Source organism: Alteromonas sp. 4NS20-0143 (assembly GCF_057542855.1).
The window spans coordinates 1-23,838 of record NZ_BAAJLR010000015.1 but is presented as its reverse complement, the minus strand read 5'-3'; the positions used below and the strand labels follow the sequence as shown (position 1 = coordinate 23,838).

At 42.0% G+C, this 23,838-nt stretch carries 18 protein-coding genes; 6 read left to right on the top strand and 12 right to left on the bottom strand.

Features of this window, described 5'->3' with window-relative positions; translation table 11 throughout:
* Window positions 1-489: 489 nt before the first annotated feature.
* Window positions 490-1,638 carry an iron-containing alcohol dehydrogenase gene (locus AC27HD_RS18555; protein ID WP_032095890.1) on the top strand — a complete coding sequence of 383 codons (1,149 nt, stop codon included), beginning with the start codon at window positions 490-492 and terminating at the stop codon, window positions 1,636-1,638.
* A gap of 180 nt (window positions 1,639-1,818) precedes the next feature.
* A complete protein-coding gene (locus AC27HD_RS18550; protein ID WP_032095891.1) occupies window positions 1,819-2,142 on the top strand; it encodes a DUF3392 family protein in 324 nt (107 codons plus the stop codon).
* A gap of 18 nt (window positions 2,143-2,160) precedes the next feature.
* Here the strand turns inward: AC27HD_RS18550 and AC27HD_RS18545 are convergent, their stop codons facing one another.
* A complete protein-coding gene (locus AC27HD_RS18545) occupies window positions 2,161-6,042 on the bottom strand; it encodes a hybrid sensor histidine kinase/response regulator transcription factor (RefSeq protein WP_487107746.1) in 3,882 nt (1,293 codons plus the stop codon).
* Between the two features lie 73 nt (window positions 6,043-6,115).
* On the opposite strand from AC27HD_RS18545, the gene AC27HD_RS18540 reads away from it, so the two are divergent.
* Window positions 6,116-6,274: a hypothetical protein gene (locus AC27HD_RS18540; protein ID WP_487107744.1), complete on the top strand. Its 159-nt coding sequence runs from the start codon at window positions 6,116-6,118 to the stop codon at window positions 6,272-6,274.
* Here AC27HD_RS18540 and AC27HD_RS18535 read toward each other — a convergent pair.
* Window positions 6,271-6,774: an HAD family hydrolase gene (locus AC27HD_RS18535; RefSeq protein ID WP_032095892.1), complete on the bottom strand. Its 504-nt coding sequence runs from the start codon at window positions 6,772-6,774 to the stop codon at window positions 6,271-6,273. The two genes, AC27HD_RS18540 and AC27HD_RS18535, sit on opposite strands and share 4 nt — an antisense overlap.
* 190 nt (window positions 6,775-6,964) lie before the next feature.
* Between AC27HD_RS18535 and AC27HD_RS18530 the strand changes: the two genes are divergently transcribed.
* The 3 genes from AC27HD_RS18530 (at window position 6,965) to AC27HD_RS18520 (ending at window position 10,477) form a co-directional block, all read left to right on the top strand.
* On the top strand, window positions 6,965-7,849 hold the full coding sequence (locus AC27HD_RS18530) for a DMT family transporter (RefSeq protein WP_487107742.1): 885 nt from the start codon (window positions 6,965-6,967) through the stop codon (window positions 7,847-7,849).
* Between the two features lie 119 nt (window positions 7,850-7,968).
* Window positions 7,969-9,768 carry a GGDEF domain-containing protein gene (locus tag AC27HD_RS18525; protein WP_487107740.1) on the top strand — a complete coding sequence of 600 codons (1,800 nt, stop codon included), beginning with the start codon at window positions 7,969-7,971 and terminating at the stop codon, window positions 9,766-9,768.
* A 37-nt stretch (window positions 9,769-9,805) separates the two neighbouring features.
* Window positions 9,806-10,477, top strand: a complete 672-nt coding sequence (locus tag AC27HD_RS18520) for a haloacid dehalogenase type II (RefSeq protein WP_487107738.1) — start codon at window positions 9,806-9,808, stop codon at window positions 10,475-10,477.
* Between the two features lie 82 nt (window positions 10,478-10,559).
* Here AC27HD_RS18520 and AC27HD_RS18515 read toward each other — a convergent pair whose 3' ends face one another.
* From AC27HD_RS18515 to AC27HD_RS18470, 10 genes are all read right to left on the bottom strand, one after another.
* The gene (locus AC27HD_RS18515; RefSeq protein WP_032095896.1) at window positions 10,560-10,820 is read right to left on the bottom strand and encodes a hypothetical protein; all 261 of its coding nucleotides are present in this window, start codon (window positions 10,818-10,820) and stop codon (window positions 10,560-10,562) included.
* Between the two features lie 615 nt (window positions 10,821-11,435).
* On the bottom strand, window positions 11,436-12,488 hold the full coding sequence (locus AC27HD_RS18510) for a protein-glutamate methylesterase/protein-glutamine glutaminase (protein ID WP_032095897.1): 1,053 nt from the start codon (window positions 12,486-12,488) through the stop codon (window positions 11,436-11,438).
* Between the two features lie 11 nt (window positions 12,489-12,499).
* The gene (gene cheD, locus AC27HD_RS18505; protein ID WP_416360032.1) at window positions 12,500-13,117 is read right to left on the bottom strand and encodes a chemoreceptor glutamine deamidase CheD; all 618 of its coding nucleotides are present in this window, start codon (window positions 13,115-13,117) and stop codon (window positions 12,500-12,502) included.
* Between the two features lie 2 nt (window positions 13,118-13,119).
* Complete coding sequence (locus tag AC27HD_RS18500; protein ID WP_032095907.1) at window positions 13,120-13,944, bottom strand: CheR family methyltransferase; 825 nt, start codon at window positions 13,942-13,944, stop codon at window positions 13,120-13,122.
* 8 nt (window positions 13,945-13,952) lie between these two features.
* Entirely contained in the window at window positions 13,953-16,883 is a 2,931-nt protein-coding gene (locus tag AC27HD_RS18495) for a methyl-accepting chemotaxis protein (protein WP_032095899.1), read from the bottom strand.
* Between the two features lie 73 nt (window positions 16,884-16,956).
* Window positions 16,957-19,263 (bottom strand): methyl-accepting chemotaxis protein, encoded by a 2,307-nt coding sequence (locus AC27HD_RS18490; protein WP_487107735.1) that lies wholly within the window; start codon window positions 19,261-19,263, stop codon window positions 16,957-16,959.
* Between the two features lies 1 nt (window position 19,264).
* Window positions 19,265-19,771 carry a chemotaxis protein CheW gene (locus AC27HD_RS18485; RefSeq protein ID WP_032095901.1) on the bottom strand — a complete coding sequence of 169 codons (507 nt, stop codon included), beginning with the start codon at window positions 19,769-19,771 and terminating at the stop codon, window positions 19,265-19,267.
* The gene (locus AC27HD_RS18480; protein ID WP_487107733.1) at window positions 19,768-21,735 is read right to left on the bottom strand and encodes a chemotaxis protein CheA; all 1,968 of its coding nucleotides are present in this window, start codon (window positions 21,733-21,735) and stop codon (window positions 19,768-19,770) included. Before AC27HD_RS18480 ends, AC27HD_RS18485 begins: the two co-directional genes overlap by 4 nt.
* 40 nt (window positions 21,736-21,775) lie before the next feature.
* Window positions 21,776-22,141 (bottom strand): response regulator, encoded by a 366-nt coding sequence (locus AC27HD_RS18475; RefSeq protein ID WP_032095903.1) that lies wholly within the window; start codon window positions 22,139-22,141, stop codon window positions 21,776-21,778.
* Between the two features lie 107 nt (window positions 22,142-22,248).
* Window positions 22,249-23,475 (bottom strand): methyl-accepting chemotaxis protein, encoded by a 1,227-nt coding sequence (locus tag AC27HD_RS18470; RefSeq protein WP_487107730.1) that lies wholly within the window; start codon window positions 23,473-23,475, stop codon window positions 22,249-22,251.
* Window positions 23,476-23,838 lie beyond the last annotated feature (363 nt).

Sequence of the window (23,838 nt, the reverse complement as noted above, 5' to 3'; positions counted from 1 at the left end):
TAGTGCAACCTCACCATAAGCCGTTGCTTCTTGGTGACTCACTCCGTTTGAGTGAGGTGCGCATTATACGCTGGAAGTTTTTGCTGTCAACACTTTTTGAAAATTTATTTTCTGAAGTGTTACTTCGAAACTCCCGTCTTTACTGGCCTTAGAGGTTAGTAATGACTTGCTTCTCTTGCTAAGAGCTGGGTAAGTCGTTTTGCTTTTCCCCCGAAGCGGATGCGCATTTTAGGGATCTGAGCGCTCACGTCAACAAGTATTTTCAAAAAACTGTCATATTTCGTTTTTTTGAATAATCTTCGAACAAAACGGATTTTTATTGTGCAAATTTGGTAAAGCCTCACTACTTCATTGCCTCTTATGTATCACCAAATATCTAATTAGCAATATGTAAGAGTTGTCGAAAAGTATAAACGCAACTAATTTGTATATAGCGTTATCTACTATAGATTAGTGAATACTACCCATATAAAGAGTAACCAAGACAACATGAAGATTTCTGAATTCAAAACTGCTGGCAAACTCATTACCGGTGCTGGTGCCATTAATGCACTTGCAGACGAAATCAATCGACTATCTATAAGCTCATTTGCGGTAGTGACTGATAAAGGTGTCTCTCAAGCGGGGCTATTCGACTTGTTGCTTGCCAAGTTACCGTTTGAGCCAACCCTCGTTATTGATGATATTCCCGCCGAGCCCGAAGTCACCATTATAGAAAATAAAGTACGCCAACTTCGTGACACTAAGATAGATGGTGTTATTGCACTAGGAGGCGGAAGTGCAATAGATGCGGCAAAGGTTGTAGCAGCCACATACGACTATAAAGGAAGTATTTCTGATTTATTTGGTGAAAACCTGATAAAGGAAAGGTCACTACCACTCATTGTACTGCCAACAACTGCAGGTACTGGTTCGGAGGTTACCAATATTGCCATACTTGCCGACCCTATCGAAAAGGTAAAGAAAGGGATTGTAAGCCACTGCTTGTTACCTGATGTAGCAATAGTGGCACCAGAGCTGACGCTTTCATGCCCTAAATCTATTACTGCTGCTAGTGGAGTTGATGCTTTTGTTCATGCGTTGGAAGCATTTATTTCAGTAAACGCGAGCCCCATAACCGACGCACTTGCCGAAAAGGCGATGACACTGATATTTCATTCTTTACCTCATGCGTACAGAAATGGTGAAAATCTCGTGGCTAGGGAACAGATGGCTACTGGCAGTTTAATGGCTGGCCTTGCATTTGGAAATGCCGGCGTGGGCGCGGTTCACGCTTTAGCTTATCCGCTGGGCGGACGCTTTCACTTGTCACATGGCATGAGCAACGCGGTTATGTTACCTCATGTGCTGCGAGCGAATGCACCGTTTTGCGCCGACAAACTATTTGCCGTGTCACTGTTGCTTAAACTTTGCCCGCCGGATAGCAAGAAAGACATTGCGATTACTACTTTATTAAACGCAGTAGAGAAATTATGTAGTGATGTAGGCATACCACGCACCTTAAGAGAATTCGATATTCCAGAAAGTGTAATTCCTCAACTAGCAGAAGATGCTAGCAAAGTAACCCGATTACTACGCAACAACCCTAAACAATTAAGTGTTGATGATATTGAAAACATCTATCGCAAAGCCTATTGAAGATAACTAATAAAGTGTGACTCGTAAGCCCATTCAAAATGATACTGTCTTTAGGGAAGGTAAAGCTTTTCGAACTACTACACTATAAGTAGAATTATAGTTTCAGCTAGATAGTGAATGCCAATGGCATTTCCATGCTATTAGCTTCACGATTAGATAAATATTGAGCAGTAGATTTACATGAACGAATTATTCAGCGCGCTATCACGGGCACTTAGCCCATACTATACAGAAATGAGCATTATGCTGATGGCGACTATTTTGGTGGTATACGGTGATATTATAAATGGTCACGTAAAACGTATTTTAGCCCCCTACCACTTTACTATCAGAATAAGTCTGTTTGTTGTGCTGTGTGCATTTGGCTACGGAGCACTCACTTTATACGGCGCCCCCTTTTTAAAACACGTCATAGCCTACTTACCTTGGCAATACCAAGGCGCAGGCTTTGTAGCATCGTTTATGTTAATTGGCTTTTTAGCGGAGAGGCGGAGATACATTTAATCTTTCTCTCACTCCGTATTATTGAATAGGCGTATTGCCTCGTTGCTCTACGAATTTTTTAGGCGGTATGCCCATTATTCTTTTAAACGAAGTTGAGAAGTACGCCGATGTTGCAAACCCCACATCTAAACAGGCATTTAATATGCTGCTTCCTTCTAGCAAAATAGGTATCGACTTTTCAATGCGATAGCGAGAAAGGAATTCGCTAAAGTTATAATCAAATAGCTCTGCCATACGACGATTTAAACTTCGCGGACTTATAAGCAGTGCTTTTGCAGCCTGATCCCGACTAAATTCTTCGTCTTGATAATGATTTTCAAGCACTGCAATGAAGTTAAGATAAAACGCCATGTCCTTTTCAGTCTTAAATTCTGGAATACTCAAGCAGCCATATTTAAACAGTTCGGTATCGATGCCTTTCTCAGGCTGAACATTTGTATCTCTGATGGCCAATAGATGCTCGACACGCATTTCAATTTCCTGATTCGAACTTGGCTTCATTAAGTAATAATCTACTTTCATTTCTAGTGCTATTTGTTCGACGGTAGGATCTGAACTCGCGGTAAACATAAGAATAGGCGTTGCCCCGAGAGAGTCGTGCTCTCTTATTTCCTTAGTAAGTGATAAGCCATCAAACTTACCCATTAGCTGATCACATATTACCAGCGACACTATATGGGTTCGCAATACTTCAAAAGCTTGCTTACCATTTTTCGCGACTAGACAACGGTACTTCGGTGACAAAAGGTCAAATAAGTAGGTTCGAAATTCTCTGCTATCATCCACTATCAGAAGGGTTTTTCTGTCTCCTTGCCATTGCGCTGTGTCTTGCATGTCTGATTGCGCGTTAATGTATTCGGTATCATCAATGGGGAATACTGCACTAATTTTGGTGCCACCACCTTGTTTACTGTCTAGCTGGATTTCGCCTTGATTTAACTCCACTAAATTTTTAACGATGGATAAACCTAAACCCTCGCCTTTTTCATCATTGCTAAATCGGGTAAAACGTTCAAATACATGTTCGTGCTGTTCTTGCGCTATACCTGCACCATTGTCTGTCACCGTTATCTTGAATGTTTTAGCTTCAATTGCGAACACTACTTTTACGGTTCCTAGCTCAGGAGTGTATTTGACTGCATTTTCAACCAGATTAACCACAATTTTTTCGAGGCTATCGGTGATTAAGGAAACTGTGCCGTCTCCTTTTATTCGCATATCTAAATTTTGTCGTTTTGCTTTTGCTAAAGGCTCTAGCGCATTGACGATATGAGCCATATTTTCTGTGGTATAGGTAGTAAAATAATCGGAGACCGCAGATGCTCTAGGGGTATCCTTTTGCATTTGATTAACTAGCTGTTCCACCCGCTTCATGTTCAGTTGAATGCTTTTTAAAACGCTATCGCTTTCTTTGGTGGTTTCTTTGACGCTAGACAGCGTACCCTGAATAATTTGAATAGGCGTTTTTAGCTCATGCGTTATTTCGCTGATATGTCGCTCTTTACTTTTCAGCATCTTTTCAAATTTTGATTCGCCATCGGTTATTTCATAACGGGTGAGTTGGCGGTAGAGTGGGGTTTTCTTAAACGAGATAAACAGCTTTTTCAATATTCCGAGTTGAAAAAGCATGAATAACAAAAATAGGCTAATTGCATAAATTATCATTGCGGGGTAAAGAAGATATATTGGTTTTTTCACCTCAAAATTGATGCTACTTACGGGGTTACCCTCACCACTTACTTTAGCCTCGATAGTGTAATTACCAGGTTCAATGTCGGATATTGATAGGAAGGCTTTAGACTCTGAATGAATTTTCCACTGCTCATTAATCCCTATTATTCTAAACGCCAACTCCTGTGTTTGATGCTCAACATAGTTATTGGTACTAAATTCAACCGATAGTTCAACAAAGTCATTATCAAGCAATAGAGTCTCATCATGCCCAAACTCGTAATTACTGTACTCATTCGAATCTGTAGAGCTCCAAATTGACTTTGTAAAAATGACTTTGCTCTTTTTACTTCTGACTTCTTCGAGTGATTCCAGCATTTTCTTTTCATCAATAAGATATGAATATTTATCACCCAGAACTAGAAGCTTATCGCCCACCACTAAGACACTTTGGTATTCAAAGTCAGAATCATAAATCCCATCTGTAGAATTCAATAACCACTCGAGTCCAGAGCTAGTACGGACATATAACCCCATATTTGTTGCAACCCAGAGATTTCCCGCTTGGGTAAGGCCAGCGCCTCGCACAAATTTGATTTGGAAACCTCCTAAAATATCAGATGATGAGAGTTCGCCTGTTTTTTTATTCAGTTCCTGAATTCCTTGGCCTGCCGTGCAAACAACATAGCGATCCATATATTCAAGCAAACAGGTTATTCCATTCCATCCCCCCTCATCTGGAGAGATTGATTTCCAATTAAATTTCGACAGCTGGATATGGATAGTGTTGTGGTTATCGTAACCAACAAGCTCACCAGATGAGGCCACGAAAGCCTCCTTCATCCCGTGGGGTGCAGAGATTGTATCTATCACATTGCCGATATCAGACTCATCAATCAGCATGTAAGATGGAGATTCACCGTCATCTTGATAAAGATAAAAAAACGGACTGTCTGTGGTGACTAGCTGTCCGTCCCAAGACTCACAAAAATATTGAGGTTTTTGCAGGCCCTGTGCGTAGCCCTTTACTCTGAAGTCAATACAACTATTTTTCCTATCATAGTCTCCGTTTAGTAAATTGAGCTCTCCAGATGTGATTTTAAGTTGATATTCGTCGTCACCGATTTGTATTGATACGTCGCCACTCTCTGTGAAACCTTGCCGCATCACATTTCGTCTGAGCACATTATTTTCAAAGTGGAGTAAATTTACTGCCTCTTGGGTTTCAGTTAATGTAATCAGGCCTAACTGAGAGGACGACAATAAAAGGGTACCAGTTGACAATTCGTTTATTGCTACGATACTGAATACGCCTTCAGAGGTAAGAAGTGGCGCAAGAAAACTAGGGGATCTTACAAATTTTTTACCTAATTCAAAAAGCCCCCCTGCCCCGACTAAAACTCTTCCTGTCTTTGTTACAAATATGACTGATACTTTGTCACGTAGTGAGATATCGGAATGAAAAGGATAAAATATCTTAGTTTTATTTCTCTCGCTCCATTCATATACCCCCTCAGCCCCCCCAATAAACACCCTATCATGCTTAACAGCTACAGCATCTATTGATGAAAGAGAGTTGAAATAGTCTGTTTTATTAAAGCGAAAAACTTCTTGGCTTACCGTGTCTACTTTAATAAGAGCATCGCTTGATACAAGGTAAACAACTCCGTCCTGAGAAGACGAAACACTGAGAACATCATTTACTTTTTCAACCCCGATTGAATTTGCCCATGCCTGGATCTCCTCTGTCTGTTTATCAACAACAAGCACTCCTTGAATCAGCGATACAACAAGAAACCTCCCCGTGTCTGAGATTTTCCACGCATATTTCGTCCAGCGAGCATCAGGGAACATTTCTACAGATTCATTTGTTTTTAGATCTAAATAAAAAACTCCTGCACCGTATTCAACCAGCCACAAACCGCCAGCTCCATCAAAGGCGGCATCAGATATTGTCCCAGATAATGTGTTGCTCCCTTTATAACTCACTTTTTCAGCAATACCGCCTAGCAATCTAAAGACGCCATTTTCAGCAGAGACAAACGTAGTATCTCCTATAACCTCGATGTCTCGGATAATTCCAGTGGGTATTCCTGCTAGCTCAGTTTGTCCTTCTAAGGTTTCACCAAAAGCTATTACTTGTGATGAGTATATTAGTAGATAAGGTATTAAAATTGAGCCAAATAGACTCAATAAGTGACGTGGAAAGGCAGCTGTCTTTTTTCGCATGTCCATATGACCAAATTATTATTAATCTTTCTTCGCTTAGTAAGAGCGTCTAATTTTGAAAGAGGTTAACAATATGAATATCGAACAAAAAACAAACATGCAAGAGCTAACGGTTGAAGAATATACTAAAGTATATGGAGGTTTTAATTCTAATGTGATTGAACTGGAACCGATTGAAACTATCTTCCCGAAGCACCCGACACCGCCGGGCGGAAAATCTATCTCAATCTAAACCATCAACCACTGCATACCTGCATTCTCAGCAGCCTGCTGGTCATAAATAAAATCCCCTACATATAGGCAGTCTGCAGGTTGCAGCTGCCATTCTTTCGCAACCATGAGTAATGCGGTTGGATCAGGCTTTGCCGGGGCATCTTCTCGCGTGAGCACATAATCTATGGGGATGTTGTTGTTCGCTAGCTTAATTGCTGTGGCCTCTCTGCAGTTTCGAGTCACTATGGCCATGGGCAAGTTGTGCTCTTGCGCCTTTTCTACCATCTTTTGACCTATACTCAGCCACTTCGCATTCCGAGCGTCGTCCAGTTCATGCTGCAAAATAGTGTTGTGGGCATCTGCCTTTTTACGTTCGCAGTCTATCGCATCAACAAACGTGAGTATGTCTTCATCTAAAGGGCACCCAATGGTTTTCCGCATTATTGTAAAATCTAAACTCGACTCCACTAGTGTACCGTCTAGGTCGAATATAACGCCTTTAACACCATCTAAATTCATGTGTGCTCTCAAATAATAGGTTTAAAAAATCTAGGTATGAATATGCCACTAACAACATACGTATTCCGTTACGTTTAGATTAAAAACCTTTGTGTTTACATGGATATCAAAGAACAGGCTTACCTAAACTCTATCTTTGCATTAGCATAGCCGCTCTTTTTCGTTATACCTCACCACAGAAGGGTTATTCATGGGTGTATTTGCAGCATTAGGAACTGCGCTTTGCTGGGCTATTGCGGCACGTTTGTTCAGCGGTATAGGAAACGCATTTTCGCCACTTACCATGAACTTTTGGAAAGGCTTAATCTCCATTGCGTTGCTTAGCGTTGTATTAATTGCGGTTCAGCCTGCTTTATTTTCAACTAACGCCGTTGTCTGGCTGTTGGTGAGTGGCTTTATTGGCATTGGCATTGGCGATACGTGTTTTTTCAAAGCGCTGCAAAGCATTGGCGATAGCCAAGCTGTACTTGTTGCTGAAACTCTTGCGCCATTATTCACTGCCCTATTCTCCATGGCCTTTATTGGCGAATGGATTACATGGCAGCAGTGGATAGGCGTGGCTGTAGTGCTTTTTTCTGTCGATATGGTTATTAAAGCTCGTAAGCGTAGCGCTACTCATGTATTCGCCACCAGCGGCTATTTATATGGTGTTGGAGCCGCGCTATGTCAGGCTGTTGGCGCAGTGGTTAGTCGCGATATTTTAGGAAGCGGCGACGTTGATGCCGCAAGTGCAGCCTTTTTGCGGCTTGTGGGCGGTATGGTGTTTGTTGTGCCCTTTATTGCCGTAACAAAAACTCGGTGGCTACCCGTTATTACTGAAGGCAAACGCGTATGGCCCGCCTTTGTTGTAGCAACATTACTGGGTACAACAGCAGCAATTTATCTACAGATGTTTGCGTTTGCCTACGCGAAAGCAGCTGTAGTACAAACTCTAATCGCTACCAGCGCATTAATGTCTCTTGGTGTTGCCTTTGTATTAGGAGAGAAAGCCACTAAAGCGACTTTATTGTGGTCGGTCATCGCTTTGGTGGGCGTTGGTATATTAGTAAGCTTTGGCGATAACACCATTCATTAACTTACATTTCCCATAAGTCTTCTTTTTTGTGCTCGTAAAAAGTAGACTTATGGGCACGTTGGGTGGTAGTTGTGGCGATAACTAGCTATGATTGCAAAAAAAATTAGAAAAGAAACAATATGCGCTCGACATATTTTGCATCTATTTTATCGATAACACTCTTTACAGTAACCGCGTTATTTTTTAGTCGCTCTTCATTGGCAGCTAACGGCGATATTGAAGCCTTTATAGCCAAGGTGCGAACTGTATCTTACGACTGCCCTGACGCTAGCTTGCTTTCTGAGTTAGACACCACTTTGGCAAAAGAATCTCTTACAGGCAATCAGCGCTTCGCACTTTCCACTGCACGAACTCATTTCTTAATTTGCAGCGGTAAACATGAAGAAGCGCTAAAAAAACTTCTTGAAAGTATTGAACAACCTAATATTGATACAACCTCTTATGCGTTTGCTTCAGCCATTTATCAAATAGGGTTTATTTACGATACGAAAGAAAACCCTGCTCGCTGCCAGTTTTATGAACGGGCCAAAACCCTCTCATCTCCTGTTGAGCACAGCGACATATTTACTAGTGCCTCGCTAGCTATTATTACCTATTGCTCAGAAGCAGATTCTATTGCCGAGCGATTAGGCAAAATGTTCAACGTGTTAGATAGATATTCAGATAAGGGCAGCCCAGGTGAACTCGCACATATTCGCAATAGCATAGGCCTTGTTTATGGAAGCTTAGGGCAGCATGCACTCGCTGCCGAGCAATATATTAAAGCGCACGAACTTGGTTTACAGGTGTATAAAGGTAGTAACAAGGTGTCGATTTTGATCAGCGCTATTGTTTCACTCGCCTCAAGCGGTCAAACAGACGAGGCTTATAAGCGTATATTAGAGCTTGGGCAGCTGAACCAAGAAATTGGCAATTCTTACACTAACTTTTTGTATCAATATTCGCTGCAACTCTATTACCGAAAACAAAGAGACTTCAACAAATTAGGGTACTACCTACCTCAGTTTAAAGAGGCAATATCTGCGATATCGAATTCATTCTATCAATCGCTATATGAATGGCATGTAGCGGAGATATGCTTATTTAAAAACGACATTCCTTGTGTTGAGAATTACCTCAATAGCATGAAAAAGAATGAGACTACTATTCCTCCTAAGTTTCGAGAGAACCTAGACTACCTAAGCTTTAACTTATCGCTATATATTGCTTTGAACGATTTAGAAGGTGCCAAAGCTGCCCTCGCATCTTACTCAAAATTGGTTAATGAAAAACAAAAGGAAAACCAAAGCTCTGCTAAAATTCTCGGCGCAGCAAATTTATATAATAAAATACACGATTTAGAATTTGAGATAGAAAGAACTGAGCGTTTACGTAAAAACACGCTTTTCGCCGCAATAGCCATTGTTTTAATACTAATGGCAGGCTTAGGTTTTTATCTTCGCAAGCGACACCTCGCGTCTAAGGCTATCGACCCTGCAACACAATTACTCAATGCGCAAACGTCTATCAGCCGTATCAACAAGCTTGATACCCCTGAAGATGGACGAGCTATCGCTATTGCGATTTTTGATTTGAGCAACTTTCGCGAGCTAAATCAAAAGATTGGCTCAACAAAAAGTGACTACGTACTAAGAGAGATAGCCAAAACACTTCAACACGTGGTGAGAGGCAGCGATATTCTTGGCCGTTTTGGCCCAGAGCAATTTATATTGTGCCTACATAATATTGATGAAATAAGCGCGCGAACGTTTTTAGAGCGAGTGCAAACTGCTCTGGATAATACCTTTGAAGAAGAGCTATCTACCGGTGATATTAAGGTGCAATCGAACATGAGTATATTCATTACATCGGAGAAACTGTCTAATTTAGATGACATTCTTGATGAGATGCTTATGTCATTCAATATCAGTAATCGTTAGTCTTGTGCAATGACATTTGTATAAGGGAACGATAACAATGATCAAAGCGCTAATTTTTGATGTTAATGAGACACTTCTTGATATTAATGCAATGAAAACTGGACTTGCTGAAGTATTAGATGGCGATGAAACCCTGATTGATCTGTGGTTCGCCAATTTACTTCATCACAGTTTGGTTGATGTTGCTTCTTCTCAGTTTCATGATTTTATAGACATTGGGGCAGCAGCACTGGTGATGGTTGCTTACAGCAAGGGTATTCAGTTAACCCAAGAACACGCTAAGCAAACGATTAAACAGCACATTACTTCTCTGCCACCACACGACGATGTTGCGGCTACGCTAAAAGCCTTAAAGGAAAAAGGCGTCACGCTAATAGCATTATCAAACTCTTCTAGTGCAGGGTTAGAGGCACAGCTGTCTTATGCCAATATTAAATCGTATTTTGATATTGTGCTGAGCGTAGAATCTATCCGCACATACAAACCTTATCCAAGCGTTTACCACTGGGCCTGCCAACAGGCTGAGGTAGCACCTAACGATACATTAATGGTTGCGGCACATGGCTGGGATGTGAGTGGCGCTAAAGCGGCAGGTCTTAATACTGCGTTTGTCGAACGCCCTGGTAAAATGATGTACCCGTTAGGGCTGGCTCCGGACTACTCTATTGAATCGCTAGACCAGTTAATCCCTTCTGTTTTTAACGCTTGATTATCTACTTAATTAAGTAGCGCAAACAAAAAGACCTTGCTTACGGCAAGGTCTTTTTTTAATTCGGTATGAAGTGAGCGTATTAAAGCTTTGCTAATTCCGGACGTTTCGCTTGGAAACCTTCAGTACTGCAAGAACTACGCTTTGTATTTAAGGCGTTTAATTGACGCTTGAGCCAAGATTTTTGAATACCCGATGACGCGGTGTTCATCTCGCTACTCACTCGAATAATTTCTTTACCAACATTTACACATTCTTTTTTAGTAGGCTCGAACCCACCGTTTGCTAATGCAGAGGAAGAGAATACGATGGCCGATAGTGCGATAAGTGTTTGCTGTTTCATAAGAGTCCCCGATTACTCGTATAATTTTTTATAAGTTATGTACCAGTTACACTGGGTTTGATTTGCCCTAAATCTGATAAAAACTATAGCAGGTCATTTATTCTTGTTAGGTGTTGAAAAATATACGCAGTAATAAATCTGCTTATTTTTAACACACCCTTATACCGACCATTTCATTTGAATAAGACTACCGACTCTTATCAACACGCCATCAGTTATGGTATAGATTTAAGCATTTTGCAAGTTTTGACAATTAACCCATCCCTAGTAGTGGCCATAAAACAGCAGGTTATGGCAACAACATTAATCATCACGCGTAGTTAAACATCTTATCAGCTAAGTCTCAACGACCTCTTTAGTCTAAAAGTGTTTTTTACTGTGGTTATAGAGTAAGGGCGTATTGATCTTTGCTGTACATTTTTGCAGCGGTCTGTGAGCTATTTAGACAAGGCGAATGGTTGAAGGTCTAGCGGGCTAAATCGAAATCATTCAACGTAGGATAAATAGCTCACAGGCGCTGCCCGAAGGGGGCTAAACTAGTACAACAAAGATCAATACGCCCTAGTTAACTTAGGTATATAAAAAGCGTGGTATCTCGCTCACTGACCTATGTGCCTACAACCTGCTCCCTGCGTCCATCTTATCGACCGCTTGTAAAATTTCTTTGCCCATATTAGACAACGAAACAATATTTTTGGCTGCGCCTTTTTCTATCGCCACTTTAGGCATGCCATAAACAATACAACTTGCCTCATCTTGGCAAAATGTTTCACTACCACCGTTGTACAGTTCAAGTAATCCCGTTGCCCCATCACTGCCCATCCCTGTAAGCAATATACCAATAGCATTGCTACCAGCACTTTTACATAACGAATAAAAAAGAGTATCGACAGAAGGCTTGTGACCCGAAACTCGAGGACCGTCTGTAAGCCTTATCCGATAATCAGCACCGCTTCGCTCAACTTCCATATGTTTATCGCCTGGCGCAATATAGGCTTGTCCTGGCAAAAGCCTTTCGCCCCCTCGAGCCTCTCTTACGGTTATATGACATATTGAATTTAATCGCTTTGCGTAAGTTGTTGTAAATCCCGCAGGCATATGTTGAGTGATAATTGTCGCAGGTGCATTGGCTGGAAAAGTTGACAGTATTTCTTTTATTGCCTCAGTGCCTCCAGTTGAAGCGCCAATAGCAATGAGTTTTTCTGTGCCTTGGTAGCTGATTGGCTTTATCGTCGATACTTCGCCTGCACTCTTCGCTGGCTTTTTGACTCTCGCCCGTGCAGCGGTTCTAATTTTTTCGACAATCATTTCATGATAGGCAGCCATGCCCTCAGCAACTCCAATTTTGGGCTTCGCCACAAAATCGACTGCGCCCAACTCTAGGGAGCGGAACGTTGCATCTGCTCCCTTTTCAGTGAGGGTAGATATCATTACCACCGGCGTGGGCCGAGCACTCATGAGTACCTCAAGAAATCGTAAACCGTCAACTTTAGGCATCTCAATATCAAGGGTAATAACGTCTGGTTGAGTTTCTTGCACTAACTTTTTTGCGACAAAAGCATCTGGCGCAGCACCAACTAATTGCATATCAGGCTCACTTTTTATTATTTCGCCCAATATCTGCCTTATCAATGCCGAATCATCTACAACTAACACTTTAATTGTCATCACTTACGTTCCTAGAATATATCAACACTGCCAACTAACTTGCGCTCTGAGAGTTTCCAGCGATGCTGACTCTCCCGCTCAATAATAGTGGCGTTATTTAATTCATTAATTCGCTTCATGAACACGCTTCCCGTTGCAGGAAAGAAATAAATCTTGCGGGCATATTCTTCGCATAAATCACTTGCCACTATAGGAATGCGTTCTGTATTTAAAAAGCTGACAACAAACTCTGCATTGAATCGGCCTACATCATGCTGAATGAATGATGGAACAACCCGTCCACCGCCGAATACCTTTGCTTCTAGCCTGCGCTTATCCGCACCTGCTTTGACAAGTTCGTTTACCAACACTTCCATGGCATAAACACCATACTTTGTTGCCGTGCACTCCGTTTGCTCTAGCTCATTCGCCGTTTTGTTTATTGTGGGCAGCATAAAATGGTTCATTCCACCTACTCCCGTCATAGGATCGTAGATGCACGCAGCAACACAAGAGCCTAAAACTGTAACTAACAGCTTTTCTTGTTTAGTCACTGCATACTGTCCCGGAAGAAGCTTAATAGCCTGAACGCCGAAGCGTTTATCATAATAAGCAATAGGAGAATCGAAATCGCTAGTGTGCACTGGCACTCCTATTTAACCGGACGATATATGGTTTTACCTACCGGCCTTACAAGATTAGTGTGCATATTGAAATTTTCGGAATGCCCCGCCATATAGAGCCCTTGCGGCTTTAACATTCCAACCATTTTAGTCAGTACTTTAAGCTGCGTCGGTTTATCAAAATATATCATTACATTTCGACAGAAAATAACGTCTAATGGTGAGCTTATACTCCACTTAGGTTCAGTTAAATTGAGCTTTTTAAACTGCACCATTTGCCGTAATTCTTCCACCACGCGCACTTTACCTTCAAAGCTGCCTTTGCCTTTATGAAAAAATTGCTTTTGCCTAGACTCAGATACCTTTGCAATTGTCGCAAGTGGATACACTCCCTCTTTAGCCTTGGCTAAAACCTTGCTGTCGATATCTGACGCAATTATTTTAATAGGCGTTTTAAAGCTCCCGAAGACCTCTGCAACAACCATCGCAATTGAATAAGGCTCTTCGCCTGTGGAGCTTGCAGCACACCAAATTGTGGTAACCTGCGGGTTATCTCTTAGGTAATCAGCCAGCGCAGTAAAATGGTGAGGCTCTCTAAAAAACGATGTTAGGTTGGTCGTCAGCGCATTTATAAATTGCTCTAGCTCATTCTCAGACCTATCAACAACCGCTAAATATTCACTAAAGCTTGTTAAACCCTTCGCTCTTATTCGCCTCGCTAAGCGACTATAAACCATTGCCTCTTTTGCATCGGTTAGTTTAATACCCGCTTTTTTAAATAGCATTTGTTGCACTTTAAGGAAGTCCCCCTTTTCAAAGGCGAACTCCCGTGTCGATGCTATTTTAGGTGGCATGGCTCCCATCAAAAAGACTCCCACTCAGCATCTTTTGGCAATGCAGGAGACAATACCTTCCTATTGTTTACCGTATTCGTACGATGGTTTAGCGTATTAGAGACGGCTCTTGGTGTTAAACCTAAACGCGTTCGATGACCTGCCAAACCATTAGATTGATGCCCTTTACTTGTACCCTTTTCTGTTTCAAATACAGCAACACGATCGCTCAATTCTGCGGATTGAAGCTTTAAGCTATCTGATGCAGCTGCTGCCTCTTCCACTAACGCTGCATTTTGTTGTGTCATTTCGTCCATTTGAACCACTGCTCGACTGACTTCCTCAATCCCTGCAGCTTGTTCAGATGACGCAGCGGCGATTTCTGACATGATATCGTTTACGCGCTTAATAGCGGTGACGACTTCGCCCATTGTGTCGCCTGATTTAACTACTAGCTGGTTTCCGCTGGCAATTTTACTTACCGAATCGGAAATGAGTTCCTTGATATCCTTAGCGGCTTCAGCAGACCGTTGAGCAAGGCTTCTAACCTCGGAGGCAACAACAGCAAACCCACGGCCTTGTTCTCCAGCCCTTGCAGCCTCTACCGCTGCATTCAATGCTAATATATTTGTTTGAAATGCAATGCCGTCAATCACACCAATGATATCTGAAATTTCCTGAGCTGAATCATTGATAAGCGTCATTGTATTAACTACTTTGCCAATGACATCTCCGCCCTCAGTCGCAATTTGGCTTGCTTGTGCCGCTAGTGCATTAGCTTGCTCAGCATTTTCTGCGTTTAGCTTAACCGTGCTAGTCAACTCTTCCATACTGGATGCGGTTTCTTCCAAACTTGAAGCCTGTTGCTCTGTGCGTGACGAGAGGTCTGAGTTACCTAAGGCAATTTCACTTGAAGCGGTATTAATTGTCTCAACAGCAGAATTGATGTTTAGTATGGTGCCTCGCATTTCTTCGATAAACTGGTTTATTGAACCTCCAAGCACTTTAAACTCGCCCTCAAGCGCATGCTCGATACTTACCGTCAAATCGCCTTCCGTCAATCGTTCCATTACGTGCTTAATTTCATCTATCGCCTGAGTTCTGCCAGTAATATCTGTCGCAAACTTGACGACCCTGAAAGGCTTTCCATTGTGGTCAAGGATTGGATTATAGGTTGCTTGAATATAGATCTCCTTTCCGTTTTTACCTATTCGCTTGTACTCTCCACTTGAAAATGTGCCTTCTCTCAGCGACTCCCAGAATGCTGCATACTCATGGGTTGAACGATAGCTAGCATCAACAAACATACTGTGATGTTTACCTTTTATTTCATCCAGGGTGTAACCAACGGTTTGAAGGAAGTTTTTGTTAGCAGTTTGAATAATTCCATCCATATTGAATTCTATTACTGCCTGAGACTTTCCAATAGCCTCCAACTGCCCCTCGAAATAAGCGTTTTGTACTTTTTGTTCCGTAATGTTACTCGCGTACTTAACAACCTTAATCGGCTTACCATTAACGTCTAAAATCGGATTATATGTTGCTTGAATCCATATGTCTGAACCATCCTTGGCAACGCGATGAAACTCGCCGGAATAGAACTGCCCCTGAGCTAGCTTTTCCCAAAATGTGCGATAGTCTTCAGAATCACGCTCAGTCTCGGTAACAAAGATAGAATGATGCTTGCCTACGATATCCTCGAGGGTATAACCAACGGTTGCGAGGAAATTATCGTTTGCAGTAATAATATTGCCGTGCGTATCGAACTCGATGACGGCCTGAGATTTGCCTATAGCGTTAATTTGTCCCAAATTAAACGCATTTTGCATTTTTTGCTCTGTCACATCTGACGCGTATTTTACTACTTTAACTGGGTGACCAAATTCATCGAATATTGGGTTGTAAGACGCTTGGATCCAAAGCTCGCTGCCGTCTTTTCTTATTCGCTTAAACTCGCCAGCCTTATAATCCCCTTTTTTTAAGTCTCGCCAAAATGCAGCATATTCTGGGCTCATTCTATAGTTAGGCTCAACAAAGATACTGTGGTGCTGGCCTTTTATTTCACCCAGGTCATACCCTGTGGTTGAACAGAAGTTTTCATTGGCAAAAAGGATATTACCTTGAAGATCAAATTCAATAACTGCTAGTGACTTACCTATTGCATTGATTTGCCCTTCGTAATTCGCATTTTTGCGTTTTTGCTCTGTTATGACGGTTGCAAACTTAACTACTCGAACAATGTTACCCAGCTTGTCATAAATAGGATTGTAAGATGCTTGGATCCAGATTTTTTCACCACTTTTCGCAACTCGACAATATTCACCGGTATTTTTTTCGCCACTTCGAAGCTGTGCCCAAAAGTGCTTATATTCCTCAGACACACCATACTCGGTAGTAACGAATAGTCGATGGTGCCGGCCTATTAGCTCGTCTTTTGTATATCCAGTCGCTTGCAAGAAGTTATCGTTAACATCTTCCACTATCCCATCGGGAGTAAAAGCAATTATGGCTTGGCTTCTGTCCAGTCCATTTAATAGCCCAGTTTTATACTGAAGCTCTTGATCGTTGACCCACTCAACCATATAACCGAGCATCTCTCCTTCTGCGCTGTTAATAACAGAGACATTCAATGTAAATATCAGCTCTCCAATAGGCAGCAGAAAGGTGTCTTTTGTTTGGCAATGTTCAAAGCGAGAGCTCAACTCTTTATGGTTAGCAAAAAATGAACATAAAGCCATTCCGTTTAATGAGTGGAAGTTAATTGAGGGCAAATGCTCTCTAAACTTAGCAGCGTATTCTTCTGCCAATTTAAAAAATGCCTTGTTCGCAAACGTTATCGCCCCACTCCCGTCTACCAACATCAAACACGCGCTACTTTCACTTAACGCTTGCTCTTGGAACCTAGTTAAACTTTGTGCAGCGATGAGTTCGTCATTTTGAAAAAGATTAAAAACACCCATAATTTAGCCTTATTAATTTATTTCGATAAACACAATAAAAAAGCGACTCCCCGAAGGACAGCCGCTTTATGTTTTAGAACGATTCCCACTCATCGCTGCTAGGTACTTTAGGTTGTAGCGCTCTGTGATTAGTCAGCGAGGCAACCGATGCCGTTCTGTGGGATTGGTGAGAGAGCCTTGCTGTAGGCACAGGCTGTTGCTGTGTCTTATGGGATTCACCTATTTTGAACGTGGCTACACGCTCTGATAATCCACTCGCCTGCTGTTGCAAGCTTTCAGCTGCCGCAGCGGCCTCCTCCACTAACGCAGCGTTTTGCTGAGTCATTTCATCCATTTGTACTACTGCTTTACTCACCTCTTCAATACCAGAGGCTTGTTCTGAGCTTGCAGCAGCAATTTCAGACATAATATCGTTTACGCGTTTAATCGAGGTGACAACTTCTTCCATGGTGTCGCCAGACTGATTGACTAACTTATTGCCACCATCAATTTTGCTTACCGAGCCTGAAATAAGCTCCTTAATTTCTTTAGCTGCTTCTGCTGAACGTTGCGCTAAGCTTCTTACTTCTGAGGCAACAACTGCGAAACCTCTTCCTTGCTCTCCCGCTCTTGCGGCTTCAACCGCCGCATTTAGCGCAAGTATGTTGGTTTGAAACGCTATACCGTCGATAACACCTATGATGTCTGAAATTTCTTGAGCAGATGCATTGATAGATGACATGGTATCAACTACCTGTCGGATAAGGTCGCCGCCTTTGGTCGCAATATCACAACTTTGCGACGCAAGCGCATTTGCCTGCTCAGCATTTTCAGCATTAAGCTTCACGGTACCTGTGAGCTCCTCCATGCTCGATGCGGTTTCTTCTAAACTTGACGCTTGCTGTTCGGTGCGACTAGACAAATCAGAGTTGCCGGTAGCAATTTCAGAAGATGCTGTTGTTATTGTTTCTACCGCCTCGTAAATAGAGCCGATGGTGCCTGACATTTGATTAACGAATTGATTAATCGCATCACCTAAAACTTGGAATTCACCTTCAAATTCGTCTTCGATAACCGCGGTAAGGTCGCCATTAGACAGCCTGCTCATCACATCATTAATTGTGCCTATAATACGGCGCATATCACCGATAAAACGGTTAATCGAATTGCCTAAGTCTTGGAACTCATCCTCAAATTCATGTTCAATTTTGCAATCTAAATTACCCTGAGCCAGTTCGTTCATCGCATGTCTGATATCACTAATGGCTTGCTTGCGGCCTGTAATATCTAAAGCAAATTTCACCACTTTGTATGGGCGACCATTTTGATCAATTATTGGGTTATAAGATGCTTGGATCCACACTGAATTGCCGTCTTTCCCGACTCGCTCAAACTCGTCGTTAAACATGGAGCCCTGTCGCAACTGTTCCCAAAACTGTGCGTATTCAGTGGAACGTTTGTAATCATCTTTCACAAACATACTGTGGTGCTTACCTTGCACCTCTTCTAACCTATAACCTACCGTGTTTAAGAAGTTTTCGTTGGCCGTTAATATGTAACCGTCTAAGTCAAACTCAATAACAGCCTGAGCTTTGTTGATGGCATTGATTTGCCCTTCATAATAAGAGTTCTTTAGTTTGGTCGCTGTGATATCGGTAGCAAATTTCACAACGCGTATTACATTGCCATCGCCGTCAAGGACTGGGTTGTATGAAGCCTGGATCCATATCTCTTTACCCTGCTTATCAAGCCGACAGAATTCACCGCTGTGGAGCTTGCCACTTTTGAGCGTTCGCCAAAATTCGCTATATTCCGAAGACTTCACGTAACTGGCATCACAAAACATTTTATGGTGATTGCCTACTATCTCGTCTAACGAGTAGCCCAGTGCATTTAAGAAATTGTCATTGGCAGCCACGATGATGCCTTCAGGCGTAAATTCAATGACCGCCTGCGCCTTATCCAGTGCATCTAGCATCGTGTCTTTAATAAGCTTTTTTGATAGATCGACCCATTCGATCATCGTACCAATTTGATTATTGCTTTCATCAAAAAACGGCGTAAACGTAAGTTCAAACGTCAGTGGCCCAATCTTCATCTCGGACGATGTCTTTGAAGTGAGATCGTTAAATGTTTTGCACAGCAAAGGGGAATGTTTAAAGAAAAGTTCTACATCCATCCCTTCAATATTTCTGACCGATATGGAAGGAAATGCAGTGGTAAAAACGTGCTCATTCTGATTTATAAGCTGCTTCATCGAACCATTCGCATAAACGATATTGCCTTCTGCATTAGTCAGAATGATGCTACTTGAGGTAGCGTCTAAAGCCAGTTTGTTGCAAAGTGCCTGTGTAAATTCAGTCGACCTAGTAAAGTCTTCTATCCACGTCATGATACCCATTTTATTCTTCCTCTACCGATGCTGTTTTTGTCTCAACTAGACCCAATTCATTACTAGTGATAAGGCTTTCTATATTGACTAAAATCACCATATTTTCATCAATGTCAGCCAACCCGTGTAAGTATTTACTATCAAAAGAAACACCAAATTCCGGCGGAGGAAGTATGTCCCCTTCAGAGAGTCTTATTACATCTGAGACGCCGTCTACTACTATTCCCACAATGCGGTCATGTACGTTCAACATAATGACGATAGTGAATTGATTATAAGTCGCTTCACCCACGTTAAATTTCAAACGTAAATCTACTATTGGAACAATATCGCCTCGCAAATTAATCACGCCCTTGATAAAAGAGGGTGCATTAGCAATTTTTGTTACCTGCTCATAACCGCGTATTTCTTTAACCGTTGTAATGTCCAGTGCATAGTGTTCTTCGCCTAATATGAAACTCAAAAACTCGCTTTCTTTAGACGCACTTACTGCCTGTTGAAGTACTGCTTCACTCATACTGAAACCTCGCTATTTTTTACAGTGGCGCAATTAACTGCCACTGAATCGGCATCGATGATCATGGCAACTTTGCCGTCGCCCATAATGGTTGCGCCGGCAATACCTGCGACTTTTTTGTAATGCTGTTCTAGGCTTTTAATCACCACCTGTTGCTGTCCGACAAGAGAGTCAACCAGAACGCCGTAGCGCTTTTTACTGCTCTCAAGTAGCACAACAATGCCTTGAGTAGGCTCAGTAACGCCATCATCGACTTCCATTAATTGGGTTAGGGAAACTAAGGGCCAATAACGATCTCGAATCCACAGCACTTGCTCATTTCCAAGTGTCTTCAGTTGCGATGATGTAGGTTGAAATGACTCAATAACATTTAGAAGTGGTATAACAAATATTTGCTGACCTACTGACACACACATGCCATCGACTATGGCTAGCGTTAGCGGCAAATGGATGTAAAAAGCAGAGCCCTCGCCCTTTGATGATTCTATTTCTATCCGACCACCGATGGACTCAATGTTTCGGCGTACCACGTCCATACCCACACCGCGGCCTGACACATCAGTTACTTCTTCGGCTGTAGAGAAGCCGGCCTGGAAGATAAGTTGCCATATCTCGCTGTCGGGCATATCGGGAGATAAAGGTAACCCATTTTGCGAAGCTTTTTGTAATATACGTTCTTTGTCTAAACCGGCCCCGTCGTCGATGATACCTATGATGATGCTACTGCCTTTTTGCTCTGCACTAAGGATCACAGTACCTTTCTCGGATTTTCCGCTAGCAATACGTTTTTCAGGAGTTTCAATTCCGTGATCGATACTGTTTCGAACTAAATGAGTGAGTGGGTCGACCAGCTTTTCAATTAAGCTTTTATCAATTTCGGTGTTGCCACCTTGGATAACTAAATCAACCTGCTTACCAAGCTTGGTTGATAAATCTCGTACCACTCTTGGGAAACGATTAAACGTCATGTTTATTGGTAACATCCGCATAGACATCACCGACTCTTGAATTTCTCGAGTATTACGCTGAAGCTCATCTATCGCTAGCTGCAGTCGCTCGCCTATCTGACCTTCTACTTCCTGCCCCACATTTGAAAGCATTGACTGAGTAATAACTAACTCACCGACTAAGTTAACCATAGCGTCAATTTTGGTAGTATCTACACGTATCGATGCCGCCTCTTTTGCAGCAGCTTTAGGTTTTGGCTTCACAGGTTTAACAATAGGTTGCGAAGGGGTTTTCGCCTCCTCGATTTTTATAGGGGGGGCAACGGGGAGATTCTCTGGCTCAAAAAAACCAAACCCTTCATCAACGACTTCGTTTTTTTCAACCTGCTCTGGTTCATTAATTTCTTTATCCGAAACCTCTAGCTGCCCTTCGGCTTCACTAGGTTCATCATCAAAAAAACCAAAGCCAGCTATTTCAGCATCTATATCTAAATCATCCTCAGACACTTTATTAATAACGCCGTAATCGTCGTCATCATCAAAGAAGCCAAATCCATCAATCTCGTCAGTATTAGTGTCACTGGTGCATTCGAGAACGTCACTATGGTCAGATACACTGCTTTGTGATGCTTGTGCCAATGTGTCTTCTAGCACTTTGATGCTTGCATCTATCTGCGCTTGCGGGAGATCAGTCTTTTCTTTATAGGCCGATAAGGTGTCTTTCAAAACGTCCAGCGTTTGTAAAAATACATCTACTATGCCGGTGGTAACGTGGATTTCCTGATTTCTCGCCTTATCTAATAGATTCTCCATCACATGAGTGAGATTCATTAAGGCGTCGAAATTAAAAATACCACTGCCACCTTTAATAGAGTGGGCCGCTCTGAATATACTGTTAAGCTGCTCTTGGTCAGGACAGTCTACGTCAAGCGTCATTAACAACTGCTCCATGTCTTGAAGATGTTCATCACTTTCTTCAAAAAATACGTCATGAAACTGGGTTACATCTATTGTCATGAGAGATTGCTCCTAACGACGTTGAAAAGAAAAATATCGCTTAACCAAGAACTCGTTTCATCACATCAAGTAGCTTGTTTGGATCAAACGGTTTGACCATCCATCCTGTGGCACCCGCAGCTTTTCCTTTTGCTTTCATTTCATCGCCCGCCTCAGTAGTGAGCATGACAATGGGAGTAGACCTAAAATTAGTTAACCCTCGCAGCGACTTCACTAAAGACAAACCATCCATACGGGGCATATTTTGATCGGTTAGCACAAAATCAAAGCTTGCCCCTCTACACTTCTCCAAAGCGTCTTGTCCATCTTGCGCAGTGGTGACTTGATAATTTGCTGACTTAAGCGTCATTTCAACCATTTGACGAATAGAAACAGAATCATCGACAACCAATATATTTTTACTCATTGTGTATTCACCTTTGCACTGTTTTTCATTGAATAGGCATGCTGAGAATGCCGTTACTGCTTGTAAAAAATCTTATCGCGATATAACAACTAACCGGGGGTCCACTTTTAAAACAGCTCGATATCGCCTGCATCTATGGATGTGGCTGATACGGGGTTGTGGTCAGCCTGCCCCCTCTGCGCCAAAGAGTCTTTATAGTTTATTAATCTATTTCGAACTTCTTCGACGTTGTCAGCAGACAGCAAATCAAGCTGTTCAGTAACAAAACTGATAATTTCTTGCGTATAAATTAAATTCTGGCTGTTGATATCACCGAACTGCATACCCCGAATGGCGCTGTTTGTTGCATCGGCCAACTTCTGCCTGATTGTTTCTAGTCCATCGGCATTTTGAATGTCGGACTCTGCTTTTCGAATGATCCCGCTAAGCTCTAAACTTATGCCGTCTTTTGCTTTAACAACGTGGGAAATATCTTGCGATGCTACGAACTCAGCTGTCTCAGTAAGCTGGTCAATCAATGATTTGATGTTCTCGATTTGCTTTTTGATCACGTCGCTAAACTGGGTTGAGCGAGTTGATAGCGCTCTTACCTCGTCTGCTACTACCGCAAACCCTCGTCCGGCTTCTCCCGCACGAGCGGCTTCAATCGCAGCATTTAGCGCAAGAAGATTTGTTTGTGCTGCAATGCCATCGATACCCCCTAGGGCGTCGATTACAGTAGGCATTGCTTGTTGAATAGTTTGAACCTGGCTTTCAAGTGACTTCGTAGACTGAGTCATGGCTTCTGTAGATTCTATGAAGCTAGTCAACGTATTATCTGTATCACTGGCAAAAGAACGCATTTTCTCTGCATATGGAAGGTCGCTGCTTTGATCATCTTTTAACAATTTGTGAATACTGGATTCTTGTTGCGAGAGCAGTGATTGTAGGCTCAGAAACGCATCACTTAAGGTAGTAACCGCGTCGTTTTGTGTAGTGAGAATGTCAGTGATGTTTGAAGACGTCACCGATAAGGTGTCTTTCACATCATAAAGCGTGTCTTGTAATTGATGGCTACTCTTCCCATGGCGCTTCTCTTCAAATTCAGCCGTCGTTGACTCATCGCTGGTATTCGCTACCTGACTTCCTGCGCTCCTATTTTTAGGTGCTGCATCAGATTGCTGAAGCACCATTAAAAGGTAAATCACACAGCATGAACTGAACACTAAGCCAAGATGATTTATCTGTGAGAATTCAAGACCCCAACTTGCGAGCATCAACAAGAACGATGTTACAAAGGCGGTACTCTTTTTTGACATCATTGAATCAAAAAAACTATAAGCGATAGCAGCCACATCAATACCTCACTACTCACCATTTCAGGCGGTTTGTTTAAATAACGATCGAAGTATGGATATAAAATACAACTTCTACCATTATACTTTTGTTCACATTTGTGTAACTTAGTTGTTTTATGTCAATTATGACAATAACGACATTTTTAGATGAATTGATTAAAGACTGACTTAAAAACATTTTCGAAAGATACAAGAGCTTGGATAACAAGAACGTGGTCGATAGTGGGAAGGTAATATTAGGAAAGACTAAGGAATTAAAATTTTACTCGTAATTAGCAGTAGTAACGTTGAATGCATCGCATCGGACATTTCAGCGCTTTCATCTAAATTGATATAGCAGCTTAATTTAACGAAAAGCCC

Bases quoted from the DNA above. Each gene is read 5' to 3' on its own strand.
- AC27HD_RS18555 (WP_032095890.1), top strand. From the start codon at position 490: ATGAAGATTTCTGAATTCAAAACTGCTGGCAAACTCATTACCGGTGCT.
- AC27HD_RS18550 (WP_032095891.1), top strand. From the start codon at position 1,819: ATGAACGAATTATTCAGCGCGCTATCACGGGCACTTAGCCCATACTAT.
- AC27HD_RS18545 (WP_487107746.1), bottom strand. From the start codon at position 6,042: ATGCGAAAAAAGACAGCTGCCTTTCCACGTCACTTATTGAGTCTATTT.
- AC27HD_RS18540 (WP_487107744.1), top strand. From the start codon at position 6,116: ATGAATATCGAACAAAAAACAAACATGCAAGAGCTAACGGTTGAAGAA.
- AC27HD_RS18535 (WP_032095892.1), bottom strand. From the start codon at position 6,774: ATGAATTTAGATGGTGTTAAAGGCGTTATATTCGACCTAGACGGTACA.
- AC27HD_RS18530 (WP_487107742.1), top strand. From the start codon at position 6,965: ATGGGTGTATTTGCAGCATTAGGAACTGCGCTTTGCTGGGCTATTGCG.
- AC27HD_RS18525 (WP_487107740.1), top strand. From the start codon at position 7,969: ATGCGCTCGACATATTTTGCATCTATTTTATCGATAACACTCTTTACA.
- AC27HD_RS18520 (WP_487107738.1), top strand. From the start codon at position 9,806: ATGATCAAAGCGCTAATTTTTGATGTTAATGAGACACTTCTTGATATT.
- AC27HD_RS18515 (WP_032095896.1), bottom strand. From the start codon at position 10,820: ATGAAACAGCAAACACTTATCGCACTATCGGCCATCGTATTCTCTTCC.
- AC27HD_RS18510 (WP_032095897.1), bottom strand. From the start codon at position 12,488: ATGACAATTAAAGTGTTAGTTGTAGATGATTCGGCATTGATAAGGCAG.
- AC27HD_RS18500 (WP_032095907.1), bottom strand. From the start codon at position 13,944: ATGCCACCTAAAATAGCATCGACACGGGAGTTCGCCTTTGAAAAGGGG.
- AC27HD_RS18495 (WP_032095899.1), bottom strand. From the start codon at position 16,883: ATGGGTGTTTTTAATCTTTTTCAAAATGACGAACTCATCGCTGCACAA.
- AC27HD_RS18490 (WP_487107735.1), bottom strand. From the start codon at position 19,263: ATGGGTATCATGACGTGGATAGAAGACTTTACTAGGTCGACTGAATTT.
- AC27HD_RS18485 (WP_032095901.1), bottom strand. From the start codon at position 19,771: ATGAGTGAAGCAGTACTTCAACAGGCAGTAAGTGCGTCTAAAGAAAGC.
- AC27HD_RS18480 (WP_487107733.1), bottom strand. From the start codon at position 21,735: ATGACAATAGATGTAACCCAGTTTCATGACGTATTTTTTGAAGAAAGT.
- AC27HD_RS18475 (WP_032095903.1), bottom strand. From the start codon at position 22,141: ATGAGTAAAAATATATTGGTTGTCGATGATTCTGTTTCTATTCGTCAA.